The sequence below is a fragment of the Chryseobacterium sp. UNC8MFCol genome (assembly GCF_000482305.1).
Taxonomy (GTDB): Bacteria; Bacteroidota; Bacteroidia; order Flavobacteriales; family Weeksellaceae; genus Chryseobacterium; species Chryseobacterium indologenes.
The window spans coordinates 57,255-78,872 of the sequence record NZ_AXUZ01000016.1 but is presented as its reverse complement, the minus strand read 5'-3'; the positions used below and the strand labels follow the sequence as shown (position 1 = coordinate 78,872).

Annotated in this window: 21 protein-coding genes; 19 read left to right on the top strand and 2 right to left on the bottom strand. The window is 37.7% G+C overall.

All coding sequences use genetic code 11. From position 1 onward, the window contains the following. The first annotated feature begins 374 nt into the window (after positions 1-374). Positions 375-977 carry an IMPACT family protein gene (locus M030_RS0110845; protein WP_027373528.1) on the top strand — a complete coding sequence of 201 codons (603 nt, stop codon included), beginning with the start codon at positions 375-377 and terminating at the stop codon, positions 975-977. On the opposite strand, the gene M030_RS0110840 is transcribed toward M030_RS0110845, so the two are convergent. Then, complete coding sequence (locus M030_RS0110840) at positions 974-1,684, bottom strand: zinc metallopeptidase (RefSeq protein ID WP_027373527.1); 711 nt, start codon at positions 1,682-1,684, stop codon at positions 974-976. The two genes, M030_RS0110845 and M030_RS0110840, sit on opposite strands and share 4 nt — an antisense overlap. Before the next feature lie 104 nt (positions 1,685-1,788). Between M030_RS0110840 and M030_RS0110835 the strand changes: the two genes are divergently transcribed. The 18 genes from M030_RS0110835 (at position 1,789) to M030_RS0110745 (ending at position 20,356) form a co-directional block, all read left to right on the top strand. Next, positions 1,789-2,928, top strand: a complete 1,140-nt coding sequence (locus tag M030_RS0110835; RefSeq protein WP_027373526.1) for a GNAT family N-acetyltransferase — start codon at positions 1,789-1,791, stop codon at positions 2,926-2,928. Between the two features lie 53 nt (positions 2,929-2,981). After that, positions 2,982-3,158, top strand: coding sequence for a hypothetical protein (locus M030_RS25755; RefSeq protein WP_165446407.1), 177 nt, complete (start codon positions 2,982-2,984; stop codon positions 3,156-3,158). 122 nt (positions 3,159-3,280) lie between these two features. After that, positions 3,281-3,652 (top strand): NADH-quinone oxidoreductase subunit A, encoded by a 372-nt coding sequence (locus M030_RS0110825; RefSeq protein WP_002983537.1) that lies wholly within the window; start codon positions 3,281-3,283, stop codon positions 3,650-3,652. 100 nt (positions 3,653-3,752) lie between these two features. After that, positions 3,753-4,313: an NADH-quinone oxidoreductase subunit B gene (locus M030_RS0110820; RefSeq protein WP_002983540.1), complete on the top strand. Its 561-nt coding sequence runs from the start codon at positions 3,753-3,755 to the stop codon at positions 4,311-4,313. 6 nt (positions 4,314-4,319) lie between these two features. Beyond that, positions 4,320-4,814, top strand: coding sequence for an NADH-quinone oxidoreductase subunit C (locus tag M030_RS0110815; RefSeq protein ID WP_027373525.1), 495 nt, complete (start codon positions 4,320-4,322; stop codon positions 4,812-4,814). A gap of 75 nt (positions 4,815-4,889) precedes the next feature. Next, on the top strand, positions 4,890-6,113 hold the full coding sequence (gene nuoD / locus M030_RS0110810) for an NADH dehydrogenase (quinone) subunit D (RefSeq protein ID WP_027373524.1): 1,224 nt from the start codon (positions 4,890-4,892) through the stop codon (positions 6,111-6,113). A 126-nt stretch (positions 6,114-6,239) separates the two neighbouring features. Further along, positions 6,240-6,749, top strand: a complete 510-nt coding sequence (gene nuoE, locus M030_RS0110805; RefSeq protein ID WP_027373523.1) for a complex I 24 kDa subunit family protein — start codon at positions 6,240-6,242, stop codon at positions 6,747-6,749. A gap of 102 nt (positions 6,750-6,851) precedes the next feature. Next, positions 6,852-8,210 carry an NADH-quinone oxidoreductase subunit NuoF gene (gene nuoF, locus M030_RS0110800; RefSeq protein ID WP_027373522.1) on the top strand — a complete coding sequence of 453 codons (1,359 nt, stop codon included), beginning with the start codon at positions 6,852-6,854 and terminating at the stop codon, positions 8,208-8,210. Positions 8,211-8,215: 5 nt separating this feature from the next. Continuing rightward, positions 8,216-9,088, top strand: coding sequence for a hypothetical protein (locus M030_RS0110795; RefSeq protein ID WP_027373521.1), 873 nt, complete (start codon positions 8,216-8,218; stop codon positions 9,086-9,088). A 41-nt stretch (positions 9,089-9,129) separates the two neighbouring features. Continuing rightward, entirely contained in the window at positions 9,130-10,128 is a 999-nt protein-coding gene (locus M030_RS0110790; protein ID WP_027373520.1) for a 2Fe-2S iron-sulfur cluster-binding protein, read from the top strand. A gap of 96 nt (positions 10,129-10,224) precedes the next feature. Continuing rightward, a complete protein-coding gene (gene nuoH / locus M030_RS0110785; RefSeq protein ID WP_027373519.1) occupies positions 10,225-11,289 on the top strand; it encodes an NADH-quinone oxidoreductase subunit NuoH in 1,065 nt (354 codons plus the stop codon). A 123-nt stretch (positions 11,290-11,412) separates the two neighbouring features. Next, positions 11,413-11,970 (top strand): NuoI/complex I 23 kDa subunit family protein, encoded by a 558-nt coding sequence (locus tag M030_RS0110780; protein WP_027373518.1) that lies wholly within the window; start codon positions 11,413-11,415, stop codon positions 11,968-11,970. Further along, entirely contained in the window at positions 11,970-12,467 is a 498-nt protein-coding gene (locus M030_RS0110775; protein WP_027373517.1) for an NADH-quinone oxidoreductase subunit J, read from the top strand. Before M030_RS0110780 ends, M030_RS0110775 begins: the two co-directional genes overlap by 1 nt. 4 nt (positions 12,468-12,471) lie before the next feature. Then, positions 12,472-12,801: an NADH-quinone oxidoreductase subunit NuoK gene (gene nuoK, locus M030_RS0110770; protein WP_027373516.1), complete on the top strand. Its 330-nt coding sequence runs from the start codon at positions 12,472-12,474 to the stop codon at positions 12,799-12,801. Between the two features lie 2 nt (positions 12,802-12,803). Further along, a complete protein-coding gene (gene nuoL, locus M030_RS0110765; RefSeq protein ID WP_027373515.1) occupies positions 12,804-14,717 on the top strand; it encodes an NADH-quinone oxidoreductase subunit L in 1,914 nt (637 codons plus the stop codon). 2 nt (positions 14,718-14,719) lie between these two features. Further along, positions 14,720-16,213 carry a NuoM family protein gene (locus M030_RS0110760; protein WP_027373514.1) on the top strand — a complete coding sequence of 498 codons (1,494 nt, stop codon included), beginning with the start codon at positions 14,720-14,722 and terminating at the stop codon, positions 16,211-16,213. Between the two features lie 154 nt (positions 16,214-16,367). Continuing rightward, the gene (locus M030_RS0110755) at positions 16,368-17,747 is read left to right on the top strand and encodes an NADH-quinone oxidoreductase subunit N (RefSeq protein ID WP_027373513.1); all 1,380 of its coding nucleotides are present in this window, start codon (positions 16,368-16,370) and stop codon (positions 17,745-17,747) included. A gap of 308 nt (positions 17,748-18,055) precedes the next feature. Further along, complete coding sequence (locus M030_RS0110745; RefSeq protein ID WP_027373512.1) at positions 18,056-20,356, top strand: GAF domain-containing protein; 2,301 nt, start codon at positions 18,056-18,058, stop codon at positions 20,354-20,356. 67 nt (positions 20,357-20,423) lie between these two features. On the opposite strand, the gene M030_RS0110740 is transcribed toward M030_RS0110745, so the two are convergent. Further along, positions 20,424-21,599 carry a Pycsar system effector family protein gene (locus tag M030_RS0110740; RefSeq protein ID WP_027373511.1) on the bottom strand — a complete coding sequence of 392 codons (1,176 nt, stop codon included), beginning with the start codon at positions 21,597-21,599 and terminating at the stop codon, positions 20,424-20,426. Between the last annotated feature and the right edge of the window lie 19 nt (positions 21,600-21,618).

Here is a 21,618-nt window from a genome sequence, read left to right as displayed (position 1 = left end):
ATATTTTTAAAACCAGTGAATATTTTATAAAATTATCCATGCTCTATCACCTGGCAATGAAATATTTTACATATATTAGCTAGACATAAATTAAAACCCATGAAAAACAAAAAGAGAATCACAAGACAAAACTTGAGAAGGATCATTGGTGGGGGATTAGTTACTCCAGCTACGTGCTGTACTTTCTATCCACCAAGTTTACAGGCACAATGTTGCCCAAAACCTTATGATATGAGTTGTCCACCACCTTGGTTAGAGGGAGATTTTAAATCAATTTGCGTTTAATAACAGAGCACTTCGGTGCTCTTTTTTATTTAATGTAGTTCAATACTAAATTCTAAAGTTTAAATTTGCAAGATCAACAGCAGTAGGAAATGTTTGAATACAAAACCATAGAAAAACCCATAGAAAATACTCTTTTAAAAGAAAAAGGCAGCAAGTTCATCGGATTTGCTTACCCCGTAAACAATGAAAGTGAATTGAAAAATGCGCTGGAAAAGGTGCGGGAAGAACATCCTAAAGCAACCCATCACTGTTATGCATTCCGAATAGGGCTAAATGGGGAAAACTATAGAGCCAATGACGATGGCGAGCCTTCCGGAAGTGCAGGACTACCAATATACAATCAATTATTGGCTAACGAGATCACCAATGTTTTAGTTATTTCCGTACGTTATTACGGAGGAACCAAATTAGGGGTCTCCGGCCTGGTAAAAGCATATAAAGAGTCTGCCAAAATCACTCTTGAAGAAGCCCATATCATTACACGGGAACTGGAAACTGAAATCGAAATACAGTTTAACTTCAATCAACAAAATACAATATTCACTTTATTATCTAAATTTGATGCGAAGGTCCTCAAGTTTGACGCCAATGAAAATTGTACTCTTACTGCCTCCCTAAAACTGGTACAAAAAGAAAACATCTCGGAAAAACTCTCCGAGATGCAATATGTTTCATTTGAATTTAAAGATTAATCCCTTCTTCCTCCGAGGAGCAATGAGCCCCAATAAAGAAGTTGAGCCAAAGACCCTAAAGCTGCTACCACATACGTTCTGGCAGCCCATTTCAAACTATCCTGTACGCCTACAAATTCTTCAGCAGTTACAGTTCCGGTATCCTTAAGCCATTTCATCGCCCTGTTGCTTGCATCATACTCCACAGGTAATGTTACAAATGCAAAAAGAGTGGTTACCGCAAACATGGCAACGCCAATGGCCAAAACCGTTGTATTTCCATTTGGATTTTCAATACTTCTGGACGCTGCCATTACCGCAATACCTGCAATAAGAACAAACTGCATCAGATTAGAGCTAATATTAACAATAGGAACGAGTTTAGAGCGAAGGTTCAGCATAGAATATCCTACAGCATGTTGCACTGCATGTCCGCATTCGTGCGCTGCCACAGCTGCAGCAGCTGCATTTCTCTGCATATAAACTCCTTCCGAAAGGTTTACTGTTTTATCTGCCGGATTATAGTGGTCCGTCAACTGTCCGGGAACTGATATTACCTGAACATCATTGATCCCGTTATCTCTCAACATTTTTTCCGCTACTTCTTTGCCCGAAAGTCCATTTCGGAGATGTACGTTGGAATAGTATTCAAATTTCGATTTCAATCTCGATGAAACCCACCAGCTCACGAGCATTGAAATTCCAATAATGATATAATAACCCGCCATTTTATATAGATTTTGTGTTCATTTTTACCCATAATGAAATAAAAACTGTGCCAAAGTATACCATATTATTATTTATATTTGTCCTCAAATTTACCTTTAAAAACATGTCTACAGTTTCAATTATTGAAGTAAAAACGGCCGGTCAGCTGAAGCAATTCGTAAGATTCCCTATGGATCTGTACAAAAATAATCCATACTTTGTTCCATCTTTTATCAATGATGAAATAAATATATGGAATGCTGATGAAAATCCCGCCCTTCAATATTCTGAAGCGAAACAGTATTTGGCGTATAAAAATGATAAGATTGTAGGGCGTATTGCTGTTATTATCAACCATAAAGAAGAAAAAGAATTAGGGATCCGGAAAGTACGTTTCGGATGGATTGATTTTATAGATGATGATGAAGTTTCAAAAGCATTAATCCAGAAAGCCATTGATTATGCTAAAGAAAAAAGCATCCGGACTATTGAAGGGCCTATGGGCTTTACTAATCTTGATAAAGCAGGTATGCTCATTAAAGGCTTTGACCAGCTGGCTACAATGATTGGGATCTATAATCACGAATACTACCCAAAACACCTGGAAAAACTCGGACTGGTGAAAGAAAAGGAATGGGTAGAATTTGAAATTATTTTCCCGGAGACCTTACCTGAAAAAATCCACAAATTTAATCAGTTAATTTCTGAAAAATATAAGCTCAAGGTTTTACGATTTAAAAACAAAGAGGAGATCATTCAATATGTAGATCCGATGTTTGATTTATTGGATGAAACTTATAAACATCTATCCACTTACACTCCTATTTCTGATGAGCAGAGAAAAACGTACAAGGAAAAATACTTCAAACTCATCGATAAAGATTTTATCGTGTGTATTGCGGATGAAAACAATAATCTGATCTCATTCGCCATCACAATGCCTTCCTATTCAAAAGCTTTACAAAAATCCGGCGGAAAATTACTCCCGTTTGGCTGGTGGCATTTTTTACAGGCAGGGAAGAAAAACGACAGGGCAAACTTTTATCTGATCGGTATTCATCCCGATTACCAAAGAAGAGGGGTTACCTCTATTATTTTCAAAGAAATCTGGGATATTTTCAGAAAAAAAGGCGTAAAGTTCCTTGAAACCAACCCGGAACTGGAAGAAAACAAAAGCATCCAGCTTTTATGGCAAGATTATAACCCTGTGAATCACAAGAGAAGAAGGACCTACTCCATGGAAATCAATCAAAATGATGAATAAATAGCATCATGTTTTCTCTCTAAAACTCTATTCACCTCAAACACGTTCACCTCATGAAACCACAGCTTATCATTTTCGCCATTTTAATTACCGGATTCATTGTTTACAACTTCTTTTTCCAATCTCAGGATGATAAAACGAATACCGTAATCAACATCCTTTTTGCCAGTATACTCTTTGGATATATTGCATTTATGGCCTACTCTCTTCTTAAAAAAATGAAGAAATAACCTGTTATTTTTATTGATTCTAAATTATCGGTTTTCCTTATTTTCAGCCTACTTTTAAGCTGATAAATTTCATGCTTTCTTGTTTATTCGCTAAATTTGCAAATTGAGATAATAATGCAAAAATGAATTTACCTGAAAGTTATATTCCAATCCTTATCCAGGCTGGTGTAGCAGTAGGATTTGTAGCGGTTTCTTTGCTTGGGGCACATTTCTTGGGGCCACAGCAGAAAAAAGGAAACTCTGTAAAAAACCAAAGCTGGGAATGTGGAGTTCCTGTTGAAGGAAATGCAAGAACACCGTTTTCTATCAAGTACTTCCTGACTGCGGTATTGTTCGTACTATTCGATATTGAAATCGTATTTTTTTATCCCTACGCTGTAAACTTCAGAGAATTCGGAATGGAAGGATTCCTGGCAGTGCTTACATTCGTAGCTATTTTCTTCATGGCATTTTTCTATGTCTGGAAACGTGGTGCGCTCGATTGGGATAAATAAATTTTAATTAAAAGATTGAATGTATTTAAGTAGTTTAAAGATTTCCAAGATCTTATTTTTTTAATCTTTAAATATTTTAATCTTTAAATATTTACTAAAAATGTCAGATAAAAAACCAGTAATAAGAACAGATGCACCTGCTCCCGAAGGATATGAAGGAGAAGGGTTTTTCGCAACAAAACTGAGCAGTGTAATCGGAATGGCAAGAAAGTTTTCACTTTGGCCATTGCCATTTGCTACTTCTTGTTGTGGTATTGAGTTCATGGCTACCCTGAACCCTACCTATGATGCATCAAGATTTGGTATGGAAAGAAACTCTTTCTCCCCAAGACAAGCAGATATGCTGATGGTTTGCGGAACTATATCAAAGAAACTAGGTCCGGTCCTAAAAGAAGTATACACCCAGATGGCTGAACCTAAATGGGTAGTAGCTGTAGGAGCATGTGCTTCCAGTGGTGGTATTTTTGATACGTATTCCGTACTTCAGGGGATTGATAAAATCATTCCTGTAGACGTCTATGTTCCGGGATGCCCTCCAAGACCTGAACAGATCATTGAAGGGGTAATGCAGGTACAAGCTCTTGCAGAAAGCGAAAGCATCAGAAGAAGAGATATGCCTGAGTATCAGAAACTATTAGATTCTTACAACATAAGCAACTAAACGGAAATGACAAACGAATTTGTATTAGAAGCAATCACAAGAGAATTTCCGGAATCTGTTATTTCAAGTTCAGAACCTTATGGGATGCTGACCATTGAAGTAAAGAAAGAAGATATCAAAAAGATCATCCACTATCTTAAGGACTCATCACTGGAATTTAATTTCCTTACAGATATCTGCGGTATTCATTACCCGGAATTCCCGGACAAGGAGATTGGTGTTGTATATCATTTACATAATATGATGGCCAATTTCAGATTACGTCTGAAAATCTTTATGTCCAGAGAAAATATTGAAGTGGATTCTCTCGTTGAATTATATGCCGGTGCCAATTGGATGGAAAGAGAGACTTATGACTTTTACGGGATTAAATTCAAGGGACACCCGGATCTCAGACCTATTTTAAATATGGAAGATCTCGGATACCACCCAATGTTGAAAGAATATCGACTTGAAGACGGTACAAGAACCGACAAGGATGATAATATGTTCGGAAGATAAAAAATAATGCAATAAGCAGTAAGCAGCAAGCCATACGCTTAAAGCCTAAAGCCTATAGCCTAAAGCATTTAAATTATGAAAGATAACTCATTATCCAATATACTTAACCAGTACGAAAGCAAGGAACAGATTGACGGGCAATTGTATACCCTGAATCTAGGACCTACCCACCCTGCTACTCACGGAATCTTCCAGAACGTCTTAACGATGGATGGAGAAAGAATCCTTCATGCTGAGCAAACGGTAGGATATATCCACAGAGCATTTGAGAAAATTTCTGAAAGAAGAAATTATTCTCAGATCACTACCCTTACTGACCGTATGAATTACTGTTCTGCACCGATCAACAATTTAGGTTGGCACATGACAGTAGAAAAGCTGATTGGCGTTCAAGTTCCAAAACGTGTAGACTATATGCGTGTTATCTTAATGGAACTAGCGAGAATCGGTGACCACCTGATCTGTAACGGGGTAACCGGAATGGACTCAGGAGCGATTACTGGTCTTACTTACATGTTCATTGAAAGAGAACGTATTTATGATATGTATGAGCAGATCTGTGGAGCAAGAATGACGACTAACATGGGAAGAATCGGAGGATTTGAAAGAGATTTCACTCCTAAGTTCCATGAGTTATTGAAAGACTTTTTAAAGACTTTCCCACCAAGATTCAAAGAATTCTGTACCCTATTAGAAAGAAACAGAATTTTCATGGACAGAACCATCGGTACAGGAGCTATTTCAGCAGAAAGAGCATTAAGCTACGGGTTTACAGGTCCAAACTTACGTGCAGCAGGTGTAGATTATGATGTGAGAGTTGCACAACCTTATTCTTCATACCAGGATTTCGACTTCATTATTCCTGTAGGAACTTCAGGAGATACTTACGACCGTTTCATGGTTCGTCAACAGGAAATCTGGGAATCTATTAAAATTATCAAACAAGCATACGAAAACCTTCCTGAAGGACCATTCCACGCGGATGTTCCTGATTTCTATCTTCCTGAAAAAGCAGATGTATATCAGAAAATGGAAGCTTTGATCTACCACTTCAAAATTGTAATGGGAGAAACTGATGTACCTAAAGGTGAAGTTTACCATGCTGTAGAAGGTGGAAACGGAGAATTAGGTTTCTATCTTGTGAGTGACGGAGGAAGAAGCCCTTACAGACTTCACTTCAGAAGACCATGTTTCATCTACTATCAGGCATATCCTGAAATGATTACAGGTTCTGTAATTTCGGATGCCATTGTAACGATGTGTAGTATGAATATTATTGCGGGAGAATTAGACGCATAATATAACAGACAAAAAGATAAAAGAGGAAAGAATAAAGACTTTCTTCAAATTAAATAAAAATGAATTTAGATCACGAATCAAAAAGTCTTTTTTCTTGGTTCTTTGTTCTTTAATCTATATAAAAAAATGAGCGAAACAATAGCTTTTAAACCGGAAAGTTTAGCACAGGTACACAAAATTATCGCAAGATATCCTGAAGGAAGACAGAAATCTGCTCTTCTTCCCGTACTTCACTTGGCGCAGAAAGAATTCGGAGGATGGTTAGATGTTCCTGTGATGGATTATGTTGCCGGACTATTAAGTATCAAACCGATTGAAGTATATGAAGTGGCTACTTTCTATACCATGTTCAACATGAAGCCGGTAGGTAAATATGTTCTGGAAGTTTGCAGAACCGGACCTTGTATGGTTTGTGGAAGCGAAAAAATCCTTGACCATATCAGAACAAAACTGAACATTAAGGACGGAGAAACTACTGAAGACGGTATGTTCACCTTAAAGCCTGCTGAATGTCTTGGAGCGTGTGGTTATGCACCCATGATGCAGCTTGGAAAGTTCTTTCATGAAAATTTAACAATAGAAAAAGTAGACGAAATCCTTGAACTTTGCAGACAGGGACAGGTTGCTTTAGACTAATAAAGATTTTGGATCCCGAATTTTGGATTTAAACTCAGTTAATTTTTTTAATAATTATAAAAGCTAGAAGCCCAAAGCCGATAGCGAAAAGCATAATAAACAATGAGTAAAAAACTTTTACTTAAAGACGCACATATAGAAGGTATCCGCTACTTTGAAACATACCGTAAACAGGGAGGTTACACAGCAGCTGAAAAAGCCTTGAAAATGACTCCTGACGAAATCCTGGAAGAAGTAAAAACTTCAGGATTAAGAGGTCGTGGTGGAGCTGGATTCCCGACAGGGATGAAATGGAGCTTTTTGGCAAAACCTGAAGGTGTTCCAAGACACCTTGTAGTCAATGCGGATGAATCTGAACCCGGAACATTCAAGGACAGATATCTGATGGAATTTCTTCCTCACCTGTTGATCGAAGGAATGCTGATTTCATCTTACTGTTTAGGTTCCAACACTTCTTATATCTACATCCGTGGAGAATATTCATGGATTCCGGATATCCTTGAAGAAGCCATTGAAGAAGCTAAGGCAGCAGGATTTTTAGGTAAAAATATTTTAGGAACAGGTTTCGATCTTGAAATCTACGTACAAAGAGGTGGTGGAGCATACATCTGCGGTGAAGAAACTGCACTGCTTGAATCCCTTGAAGGAAAAAGAGGTAACCCAAGATTAAAACCACCATTCCCGGCTGTAAAAGGTCTTTGGGAAAGACCAACGGTGGTAAACAACGTTGAGTCTATCGCGGCAATCGTTCCAATCATTGATATTACTGGTGCTGAGTATGCTAAAATCGGTGTCGGTAGATCTACAGGTACGAAATTGATTTCTGCTTGTGGAAACATCAACAAACCGGGTGTCTACGAAATCGATATGACCATCACGGTAGAAGAATTCATCTACTCTGATGAATACTGTGGAGGTATTAAAGACGGAAAAAGATTAAAGGCCTGTATTCCAGGAGGAAGTTCTGTTCCAATTGTTCCAGCAAACTTATTGTTGAGAACAGTGAACGGAGAGCCGAGATATATGAACTACGAATCATTAGCTGACGGTGGTTTCGCTACCGGAACAATGATGGGTTCAGGAGGTTTCATTGTTTTAGATGAAGACCAGTGTATTGTAGATCACACCATGACATTGGCAAGATTCTACAACCACGAAAGTTGCGGACAATGTACACCTTGCCGTGAAGGTACAGGATGGATGTACAAAATCCTGAAAAAAATTGAAAAAGGAGAAGGAAAAATGGAAGATATCGATCTTCTTTGGGATATCCAGAGAAAAATCGAAGGAAATACCATTTGCCCATTGGGTGATGCAGCAGCTTGGCCGGTCGCAGCAGCCATCCGTCACTTCAGAGATGAATTTGAGTGGCACGTGAAAAACCCCGAGTTATCTCAAACTCAAAATTACGGATTAGCGCATTATGCAGATCCTATCCCGGCTGTTGAAAAGAACGCTTAATTGAAATGAAAAAATTATTGGTGGTCGGCTTAATGATGTCGAGTTTTGTTTTCGGACAAAAAAAAGATTCTTTAGTAGCAGAAAATAATGCAGATTTGTTTAAAACTCCTGTTTATAAAAAACCAGAGCCTTTAAGCAAAAAAGGACAGATGTTCGTTTTTTACGGATGGAACAGAGCAGCGTATAGCAATTCTGACATCCATTTCAAAGGAAATGGGTATGACTTCCAGCTGAATAATGTGACTGCCCAGGACAGACCTACAAAATTTGGAATTGTTTATTTTGATCCAAGTTGGTTTACAGTAACACAGTATAATTTCAGATTAGGATATTTTATTAAGGATAATTTAGCGCTTGTTTTAGGGATCGACCACATGAAATATGTGATGGACCAAAATCAGACCGTTAACTTTAAAGGACATATTTCAGATCCTGAATATGCAGCCATGGTACAAAATGGTCAGGTAAACCTGGCAGATGAGAAGTTCCTTACTTTTGAACATACAGACGGACTTAATTATGAAAACTTAGGTCTTGAAAGATACCAGAGTCTGATCAATAAAAAAAATGTTGATTTGGTCTGGTCTTATGGTGCCGGTGTCGGATTTATGTTCCCGAAAAGTAATGTGAAACTTTTTGGAAATGAAAGAAGTGACCGTTTCCATGTAGCAGGTCTTGGAACTGACGTAAGAGCCAGTCTTAACCTTGTCCTTTGGAATCACGTCATGGTAAGATTAGAAGGGAAAGCAGGTTACATCAATATGTGGGATATTAAAACCACTTTGAATAACAAGCCGGACAAAGCCCAACAGGATTTCGTTTTCGGACAGGTCCTTGCAGGAATTGGATATACATTTAATACAAAGAAATATAAATAACAAAGCCTATTGCTTAACGCATAAAGCTTAAAGCATACAATATGAGCGAAGAAGTTAAAAAATTCAAAATAACCATAGACGGCCAGACTACCGAAGTTATGCCCGGTACTTCTATTCTGGAAGCGGCAAGACAAATCGGTGGAAAATCTGTACCTCCGGCTATGTGCTACTATAGCAAATTGGAAACCAGCGGAGGAAGATGCAGAACATGTCTGGTAGAAGTTTCTAAAGGATCTGAAGCAGACCCTCGTCCTATGCCGAAATTGGTAGCAAGTTGCAGAACGAATGTAATGGACGGTATGGAGGTTAAAAACCTTACTTCTGAGAAAGCTCAGGAAGGAAGAAAAGCCGTTACTGAATTCTTATTGGTGAACCACCCTCTTGACTGTCCGGTTTGTGACCAGGCAGGTGAATGCCACCTTCAGGATCTTGGATATGAGCATGGAAATCTTGAAACAAGAACAGAATTCGAAAGAAATACGTACGAAGCCGATGATCTTGGGCCACACATCAAGCTGAACATGAACCGTTGTATTCTTTGTGCAAGATGTGTATTGGCAGCTAACCAGTTAACAGGTGAAAGAGAGCATGGTATTCTTTTCAGAGGAGATCACGCTGAGATTTCAACCTATTTAAATAAAGCTTTAGATAACGACTTCATCGGAAACGTGATCGACGTTTGTCCTGTAGGAGCATTAACAGACAGAACTTCCCGTTTTGCAAGCAGAGTATGGTTTACAAAACCAATGAATGCTACTTGCAAATGCGATAAGTGTTCCGGAAAAGCTGTAGTATGGATGAAAGGTGACGAAATTGTAAGAGTTACTGCAAGAAAAGACCAATGGGGTGAAGTGGAAGAATTCATCTGTGATACATGCCGTTTCGAAAGAAAAGCATTATCAGACTGGAACATCGAAGGTCCTAGACACATCGACAGACATTCTGTAATTTCATTGAATCACTACGAAAAGCCTAAAGATGAGCTAAGAGTCTTAGACAATCCAATGGCTAAAGAAATCAGTGAAAAAGACGAAAAATAATTTTAATAAAGACAATTAGATTTCAGACACAAGACATCAGACTTAACCTTCTATCTAGTATCTGACATCTCACATCTAAAAATCTTTAAAACAAAAATGGATTTACTTACATTTAAACTTATACTTGTACTAGCACTTTTCCTGCTTTCGTTAACGATTGCAGCCTACTCTACCTGGGCAGAAAGAAAAGTTGCCTCTATCATGCAGGATAGAATCGGTCCGAACAGAGCCGGACCTTTCGGATTACTGCAGCCTCTAGCTGACGGTGGTAAATTCTTCTTCAAGGAAGACTTTACACCTGCCAATGCTGAAAAATTCCTTTTCGTATTGGGACCGGCTTTAGTAATGTTTATTTCATTGATCACGGGAGCAGTTATTCCTTGGGGTAAAAGTTTAAATATTGCAGGTACTTCTTTTGATCTTCAGGTTGCCAACATTGACGTTGGTGTACTATTTATCATCGGAATGGCTTCAATCGGGGTGTACGGAATCATGATCGGAGGTTGGGCTTCGAACAACAAATATTCATTATTAGGTGCTATCCGTGCTTCTTCTCAGATGATTTCTTATGAATTGGCAATGGGATTGGCACTTCTTTCTATCATCATGATGGCAGGAAGTTTAGATTTAAAAGTAATTACTGAAAACCAGACTCACGGTAAACTTTGGGGAATCATTCCTTGGGTTTCAGGGATGAACTGGAATATTTTCTACCAGCCAATCGCTTTCCTTGTATTCTTTGTAGCGGCTTTAGCTGAAACGAACAGACACCCATTCGATTTACCTGAGTGTGAATCTGAATTGGTAACAGGATATTCTACAGAATACTCTTCCATGAAGTTAGGGTTGTATATGTTCGGGGAATACGTGAACATGTTTATCTCTAATGCTTTCATGGTGGTTCTTTTCTTCGGAGGATATAACTATCCTGGTATTGAATGGGTAACTCAGAACTGGGGCGAGAACACTGCAGGGGTCTTGAGTATCGTAGCATTCTTAACGAAAACGGTAATCGGAATTCTGATCTTCATGTGGATCAGATGGACGCTTCCAAGATTCAGATATGACCAGCTGATGCACTTAGGATGGAAAACTTTGATCCCGATGGCATTGGTAAACCTATTGATTACAGGAGCTGTAATTCTAGCGTTTGGAAATTAAATTATCGAACCTAACAGGTTTTAAAAACCTGTTAGGTTTGTGTGAATATTGAATATTAAAAATTAAGATAACAGACAAGATTAGTCTAAAATCTGGTGTCTAACATCTAATATCTATAATTAAATGAAATTAACTAACAGATCAAAAGTTGTTTCCAACAAAGAAATGACCCTTGCTGAAAAAATCTATCTTCCTGCGATCTTTACAGGGATGGGGATTACATTTAAGCATGCTGTAAGAACCGTGATAAAGGGTGCTCCCGCAGTATATTCGTATCCGGAAGTACAGAAGCCAAGAACGACTATCTGGAGAGGCCAGCACGTCTTGAAAAGAGACGAGCAAGGCAGAGAAAGATGTACCGCTTGCGGACTTTGTGCGGTAGCTTGTCCTGCAGAAGCCATCACCATGACTGCTGCTGAAAGAACTAAAGAGGAAAAAGATCTTTATAGAGAAGAAAAGTACGCTTCAGTATATGAAATCAATATGCTAAGATGTATTTTCTGCGGAATGTGTGAAGAAGCTTGCCCTAAATCTGCCATCTACCTTACCGACAGACTGGTAGACGTAGAAACCAACAGAGGTTCTTTCATTTACGGAAAAGATAAATTAGTTGAAAAAATAAATGAAAGGATTGACATCACGACAAGACAATCCGAGAAACAAAAAAATGCGGTAAAATAATGGATCAGTTTTTATTTTTCTTGGTGGCGTTTTTAGCAGTAGCAAGTGCAGTATACTTCGTATTTGCCAGAAATCCTCTCTATGCTATTTTGTCATTGATTGTTACGATGTTTTCAATTGCAGGAATGTACATTCTTCTGAATGCTCAGTTCCTGGCAATTATCCAGATTATAGTGTACGCAGGTGCCATCATGGTACTTTTCCTTTATATCTTAATGATGCTTAACCTTAATAAAGCAGACGAAAGTAAAAAGAACAATACTTTAAAATTTGTTGGAGTTTTTACGGCAGGTCTTCTTTTGGTAGGAGTGTTAGGAGTATTCAGAGGAGTTCAGCAAAACCATATCGTTGTTGAGAATGTAGACAGAGGAGTTGGTCTTACGAAGAACCTGGGTAGACTTTTGTTTAATGAATATGTTTTACCGTTTGAGCTTGCTTCTATCCTGATTTTAGCAGGTATTGTAGGCGCGGTATTAATCGGTAAAAAAGATTTATAAAATTATGGGAGAAGTAAATACATTTATACAAAGCATCCCTTTGAATTACTTCATCATCCTTTGTTCTGTATTGTTCAGTTTAGGAGTGATGGGAGTTTTGCTTAGAAAAAATGCTATTGTGATTCTTGGCTGTGTAGAGCTTATGCTTAATTCTGTAAACCTTTTGTTGGCAGCTTTTTCAGCGTACAAAGGCAACGGCGACGGACAACTTTTAGTTTTCTTCATTATGGTGGTTGCTGCCGCGGAAGTGGCGGTAGGTTTGGCAATTATTGCTATGCTGTATAGAAATACCCGTTCTGTAGATGTGAGTATATTTAATAAATTAAGAGGATAAGAATGGAGAATCTAGTATATACAATAGTACTTTTACCACTTTTAGGGTTTCTTATAAACGGTTTATTCGGAAAAAATCTTCCAAAAATAGTAGTTGGTTCTTTGGCTACAGCAATGGTTTTCGGATCATTCTGTATTGCTGTAAGTCTTTTCATGAATTTCAATTCTGAAAGCCAGCCTGTAATCGTAAAAGCTTTTGAATGGTTTAGAGTAAACGGAGTTCAGATCAATTTTGGATTCCAGATCGATCAGCTGTCTTTGATGATGGTGATGATCATCACGGGTATCGGTTCACTGATCCACTTATACTCTATCGGATATATGAGTCATGATAAAGGATTCTATAAGTTCTTTACTTATCTGAATCTTTTCATCTTCTCAATGTTACTTTTAGTGATGGGAAGCAACTATCTTATCCTATTCATCGGATGGGAAGGTGTAGGTCTTTGTTCTTACCTGTTGATCGGATTCTGGTATACCAATGAAGAATACGGTAAAGCAGCAAGAAAAGCTTTCATCATGAACAGAATTGGTGACCTGGCATTGTTGATCGGGATCTTCATGATTGCGGCTCAGACAAACGCTGTAGACTACCTTTCAGTAGCAGAAAATGCTTCAAAATTTGAATTAGACGGAACAGTGATTATCTTTATCACAGCGAGTTTATTCATCGGTGCTACCGGTAAATCGGCTCAGGTTCCATTATATACATGGTTACCGGATGCGATGGCCGGGCCAACTCCTGTTTCTGCATTAATTCACGCAGCAACGATGGTAACGGCGGGGATCTATTTAGTAGTAAGATCTAACTTCTTATTTACTTTAGCTCCAACTGTACAGGGAGGAATTTTATTCATCGGATTCTTAACGGCAGCTTTAGCAGGATTCTATGCACTGCGTCAGAACGACATCAAAAAAGTATTGGCATACTCTACCGTTTCACAGCTTGGATTTATGTTCATCGCTTTAGGTCTTGGTGCTTATACAACAGCAATGTTCCACGTAATGACACACGCTTTCTTTAAAGCTTTATTATTCTTAGGAGCAGGTTCTGTAATCCACGCTATGAGCAACGAGCAGGATATGCGTTTCATGGGAGGTCTTAAAAAATATATTCCTCTTACTCACGCTACCTTCCTGATCGGAACATTAGCCATCTCAGGTTTCCCTTTATTATCAGGGATGATCTCTAAAGACGAAATTTTAGTAGCAGCTTTCGCTAAAAATCCAATTTATTGGGTAATCTTATTTGTTTTAGCGGCAATGACTGCCACGTATATGTTCAGATTATACTACCTGACTTTCCACGGAGAATTCAGAGGTACTGAAGAGCAAAAGCACCACTTACACGAAAGCCCGTCTAATATGACATTACCATTGATCGTATTGGCTATCCTTTCTGTAATCGGAGGTTTCATTAACCTGCCACACTTCATCGGCCACGGACATTATGCCAAACTGATGGAATGGCTAAAGCCAGTTCTTACGGAACAAAGCTACAGCCAGATGGAAGCTACTCTTTCAGGAGTAGATTTCAATACTGAAATGATCTTATTGGCAGCGACAGTAATTATGTTCTTCTCTGTATGGTTTATCGTAAGAAATACCTATGTAAACAAGAAGAAGATGGCTGTTGCAGAAGAAAACTATACCGGATGGGAAAAGCTTTCTGCTAAAAAATTATATGTTGACGAGCTTTACAACGCATTGATTGTAAAAACTGTTGAAGGATTAGGACGCGGAGGAAAAATGTTTGATAAGGGTATCTTGGATCGTTTTGTAAACTTTGTAGGTGATGGTGCTGAAGATAGCGGAAAAGCTATGAAGCGCGTACAAAACGGAAATGTAGAGACGTATATTCTTATCATGTCTTTAGCTGTGGGAATTATATTAATTGTTAACTTTTTATTACAATAATAATGTCTTGTTTATTATTAACATTATTACTATTACCTCTAGTAGGTTCGGGATTAGTTTTTGCCTGGAAGAATAATTCCAGCAAATATTTGGCACTGGGAATTGCATTGGTACAAATGCTCCTTACGTTTTACATCCTTTCGGATTTTGATTTTACTCCGACGGTAGACAGCGTACTGCAGCACGAGATCAATTACCCTTGGTCGCAATTCATGAAGAGCTCTCTTCACTTCGGTATCGATGGGATGAGCATGCTTCTTTTATTGCTGACCAACATTCTGGCGCCAATCATTATTTTATCTTCTTTCAACGAAAGTGTAAACTACAGAAATACATTCTACGGATTGATTCTGTTGATGCAATTCGGTCTTGTGGGAGTATTTACTTCTTTAGACGGATTATTGTTCTACATTTTCTGGGAAGTCACTTTGATTCCAATTTGGTTTATTGCCGGACTTTGGGGACAAGAGAATAAAAGGTTTGAATTTACTACGAAGTTCTTCGTATATACATTCGTGGGATCTTTATTTATGTTAGCCGGATTGATCTATGTGTACAACCACTCTGCATCATTCGCTTTAACGGATCTATACAATGCACAACTGAACGAAACACAACAGACTGTGGTATTCTGGTTCATTTTCTTTGCTTTTGCAGTGAAATTACCGGTATTCCCTTTCCATACCTGGCAGCCTGATACCTATACCTACTCTCCTACTCAGGGATCGATGTTGTTATCCGGAATCATGCTTAAAATGGCGGTCTATGGGGTAATGCGTTATTTACTTCCTATTACTCCGCTTCCGATTGCAGGAATTTCAGGACAGATTGTAATCATCCTTGCGATCGTGGGAATTGTTCACGGAGCTTTGATCGCGATCATCCAGACGGATATGAAGAGAATCATCGCGTATTCATCTTTCTCTCACGTAGGCTTGATGGTGGCAGGTATCTTCGCTTCTGCGGTAGTTACTTTAAGAGGAAGTTTCAATGTGGAAGGTGCTGAAGGAGCTTTGGTACAGACCTTCGCTCACGGTATCAACGTGGTAGGTTTATTCTACTGTTGTGATATTTTATATAAGAGATTTAAATCAAGAGACATCAGACAAATGGGGGGATTGGCGAAAGTTGCTCCTAAGTTTGCCGTGCTATTCCTGATCATTATATTAGGTTCCATGGGAGTTCCATTAACTAATGGGTTCATCGGAGAATTTATTCTATTGAAATCTGTGTATGATTTTAACGGGACAGCAGCTGTAATTGCTGGTCTTACGGTAATTCTTTGTGCGGTGTACTTATTGAGATTCTATGGAAAAGCAATGTTTGGAGAAGGTGATGCAGCTGTGTTAAGTACAGCAAAAGATTTATCAGGGGTAGAATTTTCTGTATTGGCAAGCTTAGCGGTTTTTGTGATTTTACTGGGTATTTTCCCTCAACCGGTAATCGATATGGTAGGTAGTTCAGTGAAGTTTATCTACACGGCGATGGCTAACTAAAAAATTAAAAGATTTAAAAATTAAAAAAATAAGAGATTAAAAAAAGGCAAGAATAAAGAGAAAAGAACAAAGAGTTTAAGAACCGATTTACGGATATTATTCACATTTTCAATTTTATTCTTTCAATTAAAATCTCACATCTCAAATCTATATTATGAGTGTTTTAATTATTGTTTTCCTAACGGCAGTTATTGCGTTATTTTCGGGAGTTTTTGAACAAGGAAAATTCGCAAGATACATTGGGATTTTGGGTTTAATCATTGCATTGTACGTAAGTTTCATGCCTGAATGCTCGTTTTTCGATCATTACAAACATATGTATGAATACAGTGCCAATGCTGCATTGTTTACCAAAATATCCATTGTAACAACCTTATTGTTATTCTTCCTTGGAGGTTTTGCTTTCAGCAACCACAGAAGCCACCAATCGGAATTATACGCTTTGATGCTATTTGCATTATGTGGAGGAATTGTTCTTTTCGGATACCAGAACCTAGTTACTATGTTCTTAGGTGTAGAAATTCTTTCCATTCCGTTATATGTAATGGCCGGAGCCAACAAAACTGATCTGAGATCAAATGAAGCTTCCATCAAATATTTCTTAATGGGTGCATTCGCGACAGGTTTCTTATTGTTCGGTATTGCATTTATCTACGGAAGTGCCGGAAGTTTTGATTTATATAAAATCCATGATTTTGGCGTAGCAAACGCTACGAACGTGATGTTTATCCTTGGGGTATTATTGATCCTTTGTGCATTGGCATTCAAAGTAGCGCTGGCACCTTTCCACATGTGGAGCCCGGATGTATATTCAGGATCTCCTTCACTGATCACTGCTTTTATGGCGAGTGTGGTTAAGATTTCAGGATTCTTCGCCCTGTTCAGATTGATGACGATCGGTTTTGCAGGAGTAACACACGAATGGATCAATGTTTTGGGAGTATTCTTAATCATTACTTTATTATTAGCAAACGTTATGGGTCTTGCTCAGACGAATGCAAAAAGAATGTTGGCTTACTCTTCAGTATCTCACGCCGGGTACATCGGATTGGTATTCTTCGGAATGACAAGTCTTTCTACGTATAACTTAGCATTCTATTTATTCGCCTATTCTTTATCTACAGTTGGAGTTTTCATGTGTCTGATCTGGGTAGAGAAATTAAAAAGAGAAACTTCTTTCGGAGCTTTCAAAGGATTGGCAAAAACAGAACCTTTATTGGCAACGGTGGCTACAATCTCTATGCTTTCTATGGCAGGAGTTCCGTTGACAGCCGGTTTCATGGGAAAATTTGCTTTATTCTCCCAGGCAATGAATGGTGCCGCTTTCCTTGTATTGGTAGCCGTATTAGGGTCTGCCCTATCGATTGCTTATTATTTAAGATTGATCATCGCAATGTTCTTCTTTAAAGAATCAACATTCAAATCATCTGAAAAAGTAACCCTTACTTATAATATTGTTGCTGTAGCCGTAATTGCATTGATTATTATTTTAGGAGTCTTCCCGGATTTCTTTGCAAGCATGTTCGGACTGTAAATAGTAGTATAATAATTCATATTAAAAACCTTTCAGTTCACTGGAAGGTTTTTTGTGGTCCTTAAAAAACTGTATTCATTAACAATGTTCATTCAGTTTTCCGGGGTAAATTTTTTAAAATTGTAAAGGAAAATATACTTACATGGAAATTTTTACAGAAAGAGAATGAACATCCGCAGAATACCTTATTCTTTTTCAATTTTTTCCTCAATAAAGAATAATAAAACAAAAAAAAGATCATTTTTACCCAGCCAAAATAAATTTGTAAGTAGAGTATTTTTCATAACTTTACTTTCAAATTTCAGCTTTTGGCTAATCTCTACAAAAAAGACTCTCCCTTTCAGGTTTTCATATCATTCAAAAAATATTTGGATGTCCTGGAACACATCCGTTATAACGACCGAATGGAATACAGGGTCAACTATGCCGAATCGCTGATTGAAAGCACCAGGAACTTTAAAGAACTCAAAGAAGGCTTCCAGGATATAAGCATTCTCGAAAAAAATGCAGATCTTATCAGATTACTTCTTGCTGATCTTTTTCCGACTGGCCTTACCCATAATGAAATAAAGGCAGCCAGCATCCCTCTTTCAAATATCACGTTCAATTATACGGAACGATTTAAAAACATCCTTAAAGATGCCGGAAAAGATTTTGAAATAGAACTCAGAAACATTACGGATAACGAATTCTATGTATTCTGCTGTTGCCTGATTCTCCAGAGCTATTTCAAAAAAGATATCAGAAGCACAATCCCGTTTTATTATGATATCCCTAATCAGCAGGGAATCATGAAGCATTATAAAATAACTGTAAACTCAGACTTCACAGAAATAATCCCTACCGAAAATGCCAGAATACCTTCTGATGACATTCTCGATATGCTGTTGGAAAATCTCGATGATTTTAAATTGTGGAAAAAGTACTTTCCTTCCCAATCCTGGATATTGAGAGGGTTTACCATTATTTCGCTGGTAGACTGTACCTCAGAAGTAGCTTTATCCGACCTGAAGTCCAGTATGATAGAAATCGATCCTGAAAATTTAAATCCTAATGAGAATCTGACAGAAATTTTCAAATCCTATTTTGATGTTGCTGATCTGAATTTCGGGATTATGACCTTTAATAAAAAGGAACAGAAACTTGATAAACTTCCGATCTATGAAAGTCTTTTAACCAATCATATTCTTGATTTCTGGATTAATACATTTGATGAAGAAACACGTAAAAACACCTTTGAAAACTTAAGCAATAATTCAAAGCCAATTGTCGTCAGCAATGTGAACAAACTGGATGAAAATGTAAAACAGCTGCCCTCTTTCAGTATTTTAAAAGATAATAATATCAACAGCTTCATGGTGATTCCCATCATGAAAGATAATGAACTTCTTGCCATTATGGAGTTTACCTCCCCTCTGGCAGGCAGCTTCAATGGTTTAAAGCTTAAAAAGATGGAATTTTTCACTGATATGGTGTTGTTTTCTCTCAGTAGATTTTATTTTGAGAAAAATTATCAGATTGAAGCCATTATCCAACGTGAATACACAACCATCCATGACAGTGTTGTATGGAAGTTCAGAAACGAGGCTGAAAGATACTTTACAGCTTCACTGGGGAAAAAAATGTATACTTTAAAACAGATTTCCTTTAGAAACCTTACTCCGTTATTCGGGGTCTCAGACATCCGTTCTTCTTCAGAAAAACGTTTCAACCTGATGCTTGAAGACCTGAATCAGCAAATTGAAGCTCTGAAAGATATTTTCACCCTGACAAATTCGGATTCCGAAAAATTCATCCTGGCACTTGATATTTTTGAAAGCGAACTCAATCACGAAATCAAAGCTGATACAGAACAACGTTTTCAAAGATTATTACGGGAAGAAATACACCCTTTCTTACAGGGAAAACTGGAAGTAAGAACGTCAAAGGACGTAAAACTAAAGATTAAAGACTATTTTTCACAGCTCCTGGCCCAAACCAATTTATTTTACAATCACAGGAAAAAACTGGATGATTCCATTACTCTTGTCAATAGAAAACTCGCAGATATTCTGGATGAAAGCCAGGTAAAGGCACAACAGGTCTTTCCACATTATTATGAAAGGTTTAAATCCGACGGAGTGGAACACAACCTCTATATCGGTTCTACCATTGCTCCGGATCTCCATTATACGGCAAAAGTCGTTCACAGATTGAGATACTGGCAGTTGAAAACCATTTGTAAAATAGAAAGGGAATTTCAGACTTTTAAAAAAACGCTTCCCATTGAGCTCGATATTGCCTCATTGATTTTCGTCTATAATGAAAAAATTGACATCCGCTTCAGAATGGATGAAAAGCGCTTTGACGTAGACGGCGCCTACAATTCTTACTACGAAATCATCAAAAAGCGTCTGGATAAAGCCCACGTCAAAAATTCATCGGAAAGAATAACCGCCCCGGGAAAAATCACCATTGTCTATTTTGGAATGGAAAATCAGAAAGAATACCTCGAATATATATCCAAACTGCAAAAGAAAGAAATTCTGCAGCATGATGTAGAATTCCTTAAAGTGGAAGATCTCCAGGGAATCACAGGCCTGCTGGCGTTGAGAGTTTCATTGGTATAGGCGAACATAACAAAAAAATGATTATCAGATATCATCCAATAATCATTCAGCTCTTATTTATTGTTAATTACAGACTCAGAAAAGCTACACCAAAAGACAGTACCGAAATAATAATGCCGGCCATAAAGATCTTATAGGTAATGGATAAAAGCTTGTACTTCCTGTCCAGGACTTTTCCCAGATAATACAGGTCTTTCACCATAGAATCGTAAATATAATCTCTGTCTTTGATCAAATCCCTCATGGCATTGTGATAATCATCAAACATCATCTGCTGGAAATTTCCAAAAAACAAAAGGTTGACTTTTCTGTTCACAATATCCTGAGGTGTAAAAGTCGTTTTGGTGACGTTCGGTTTGGTTGAAAGAATGGCAAATACGATTGTAAATACACTTGAAAGAAGCAATATAAAGCTTGGAAGAATGAGATGCGAATTTTTTGGAGCATCAAGTTTCGGAACAAGCACAGAAAGACAAACTGAAATAATGATTGCATTGACAGAAAGTAAGATATTGGCTTTGCTGTCTGCGATATCACTCAGTCTCGTATGGTTATTCAAGGTTACTCTGAATAAAGTATCAACGCTTCTGTCTGATTTCTCCTTTTCTTTTTTTCCTTCGATATTCTCTTTTTTATCTTCTTTTTTTTGTTCTTCTTTTTCCAGTTTCTTCTCTATTTTCTTGATGTTTTTCTTTTTTAAAGGCTCCCAGTTTTCCTTAGCATATTCGGTATAAAAGGTATGCTTGTTCTTAAGCATATCCAGGTTACCCGAATTCCATTCTTCGTTGGAGAAACATTTTACATTGGTAAGTTCCCATTCTTTTCTTAAAGCATCAGAAATATCACTGTAATCGTGGCCTGCAAAATGACTGAAGTCTGCATCCTTTACAATTTTCTCCAGTAACCCCTGCGGCTCATGCGTGATTTTCGTTGCCAGAATAAGCTTTTCCACATCATCAATATAGTTTGTCGGATAATTTTCCTGATGTAGAAAATTTTTCATGATTTCCACGCCTCTTTCTTCATGGTTTTTAGCACATTCTATATATCCTGTATCATGAAACCATAAAGCCACGAGCACTTTTTCCTGATCCTCTTCAGAAACAGGTGTATTCTTCATGATTTCCTCAGCCTTATTGACCGTATAGGCAGTATGAATAAAATTATGGTAAAAGTAAACTGAAGATAACTTATCTTTGAATAAGATTTCAACATAATTTTTAGCTTTGTCTAGAATGTTCATCCTTGAATTTTTGTTAATG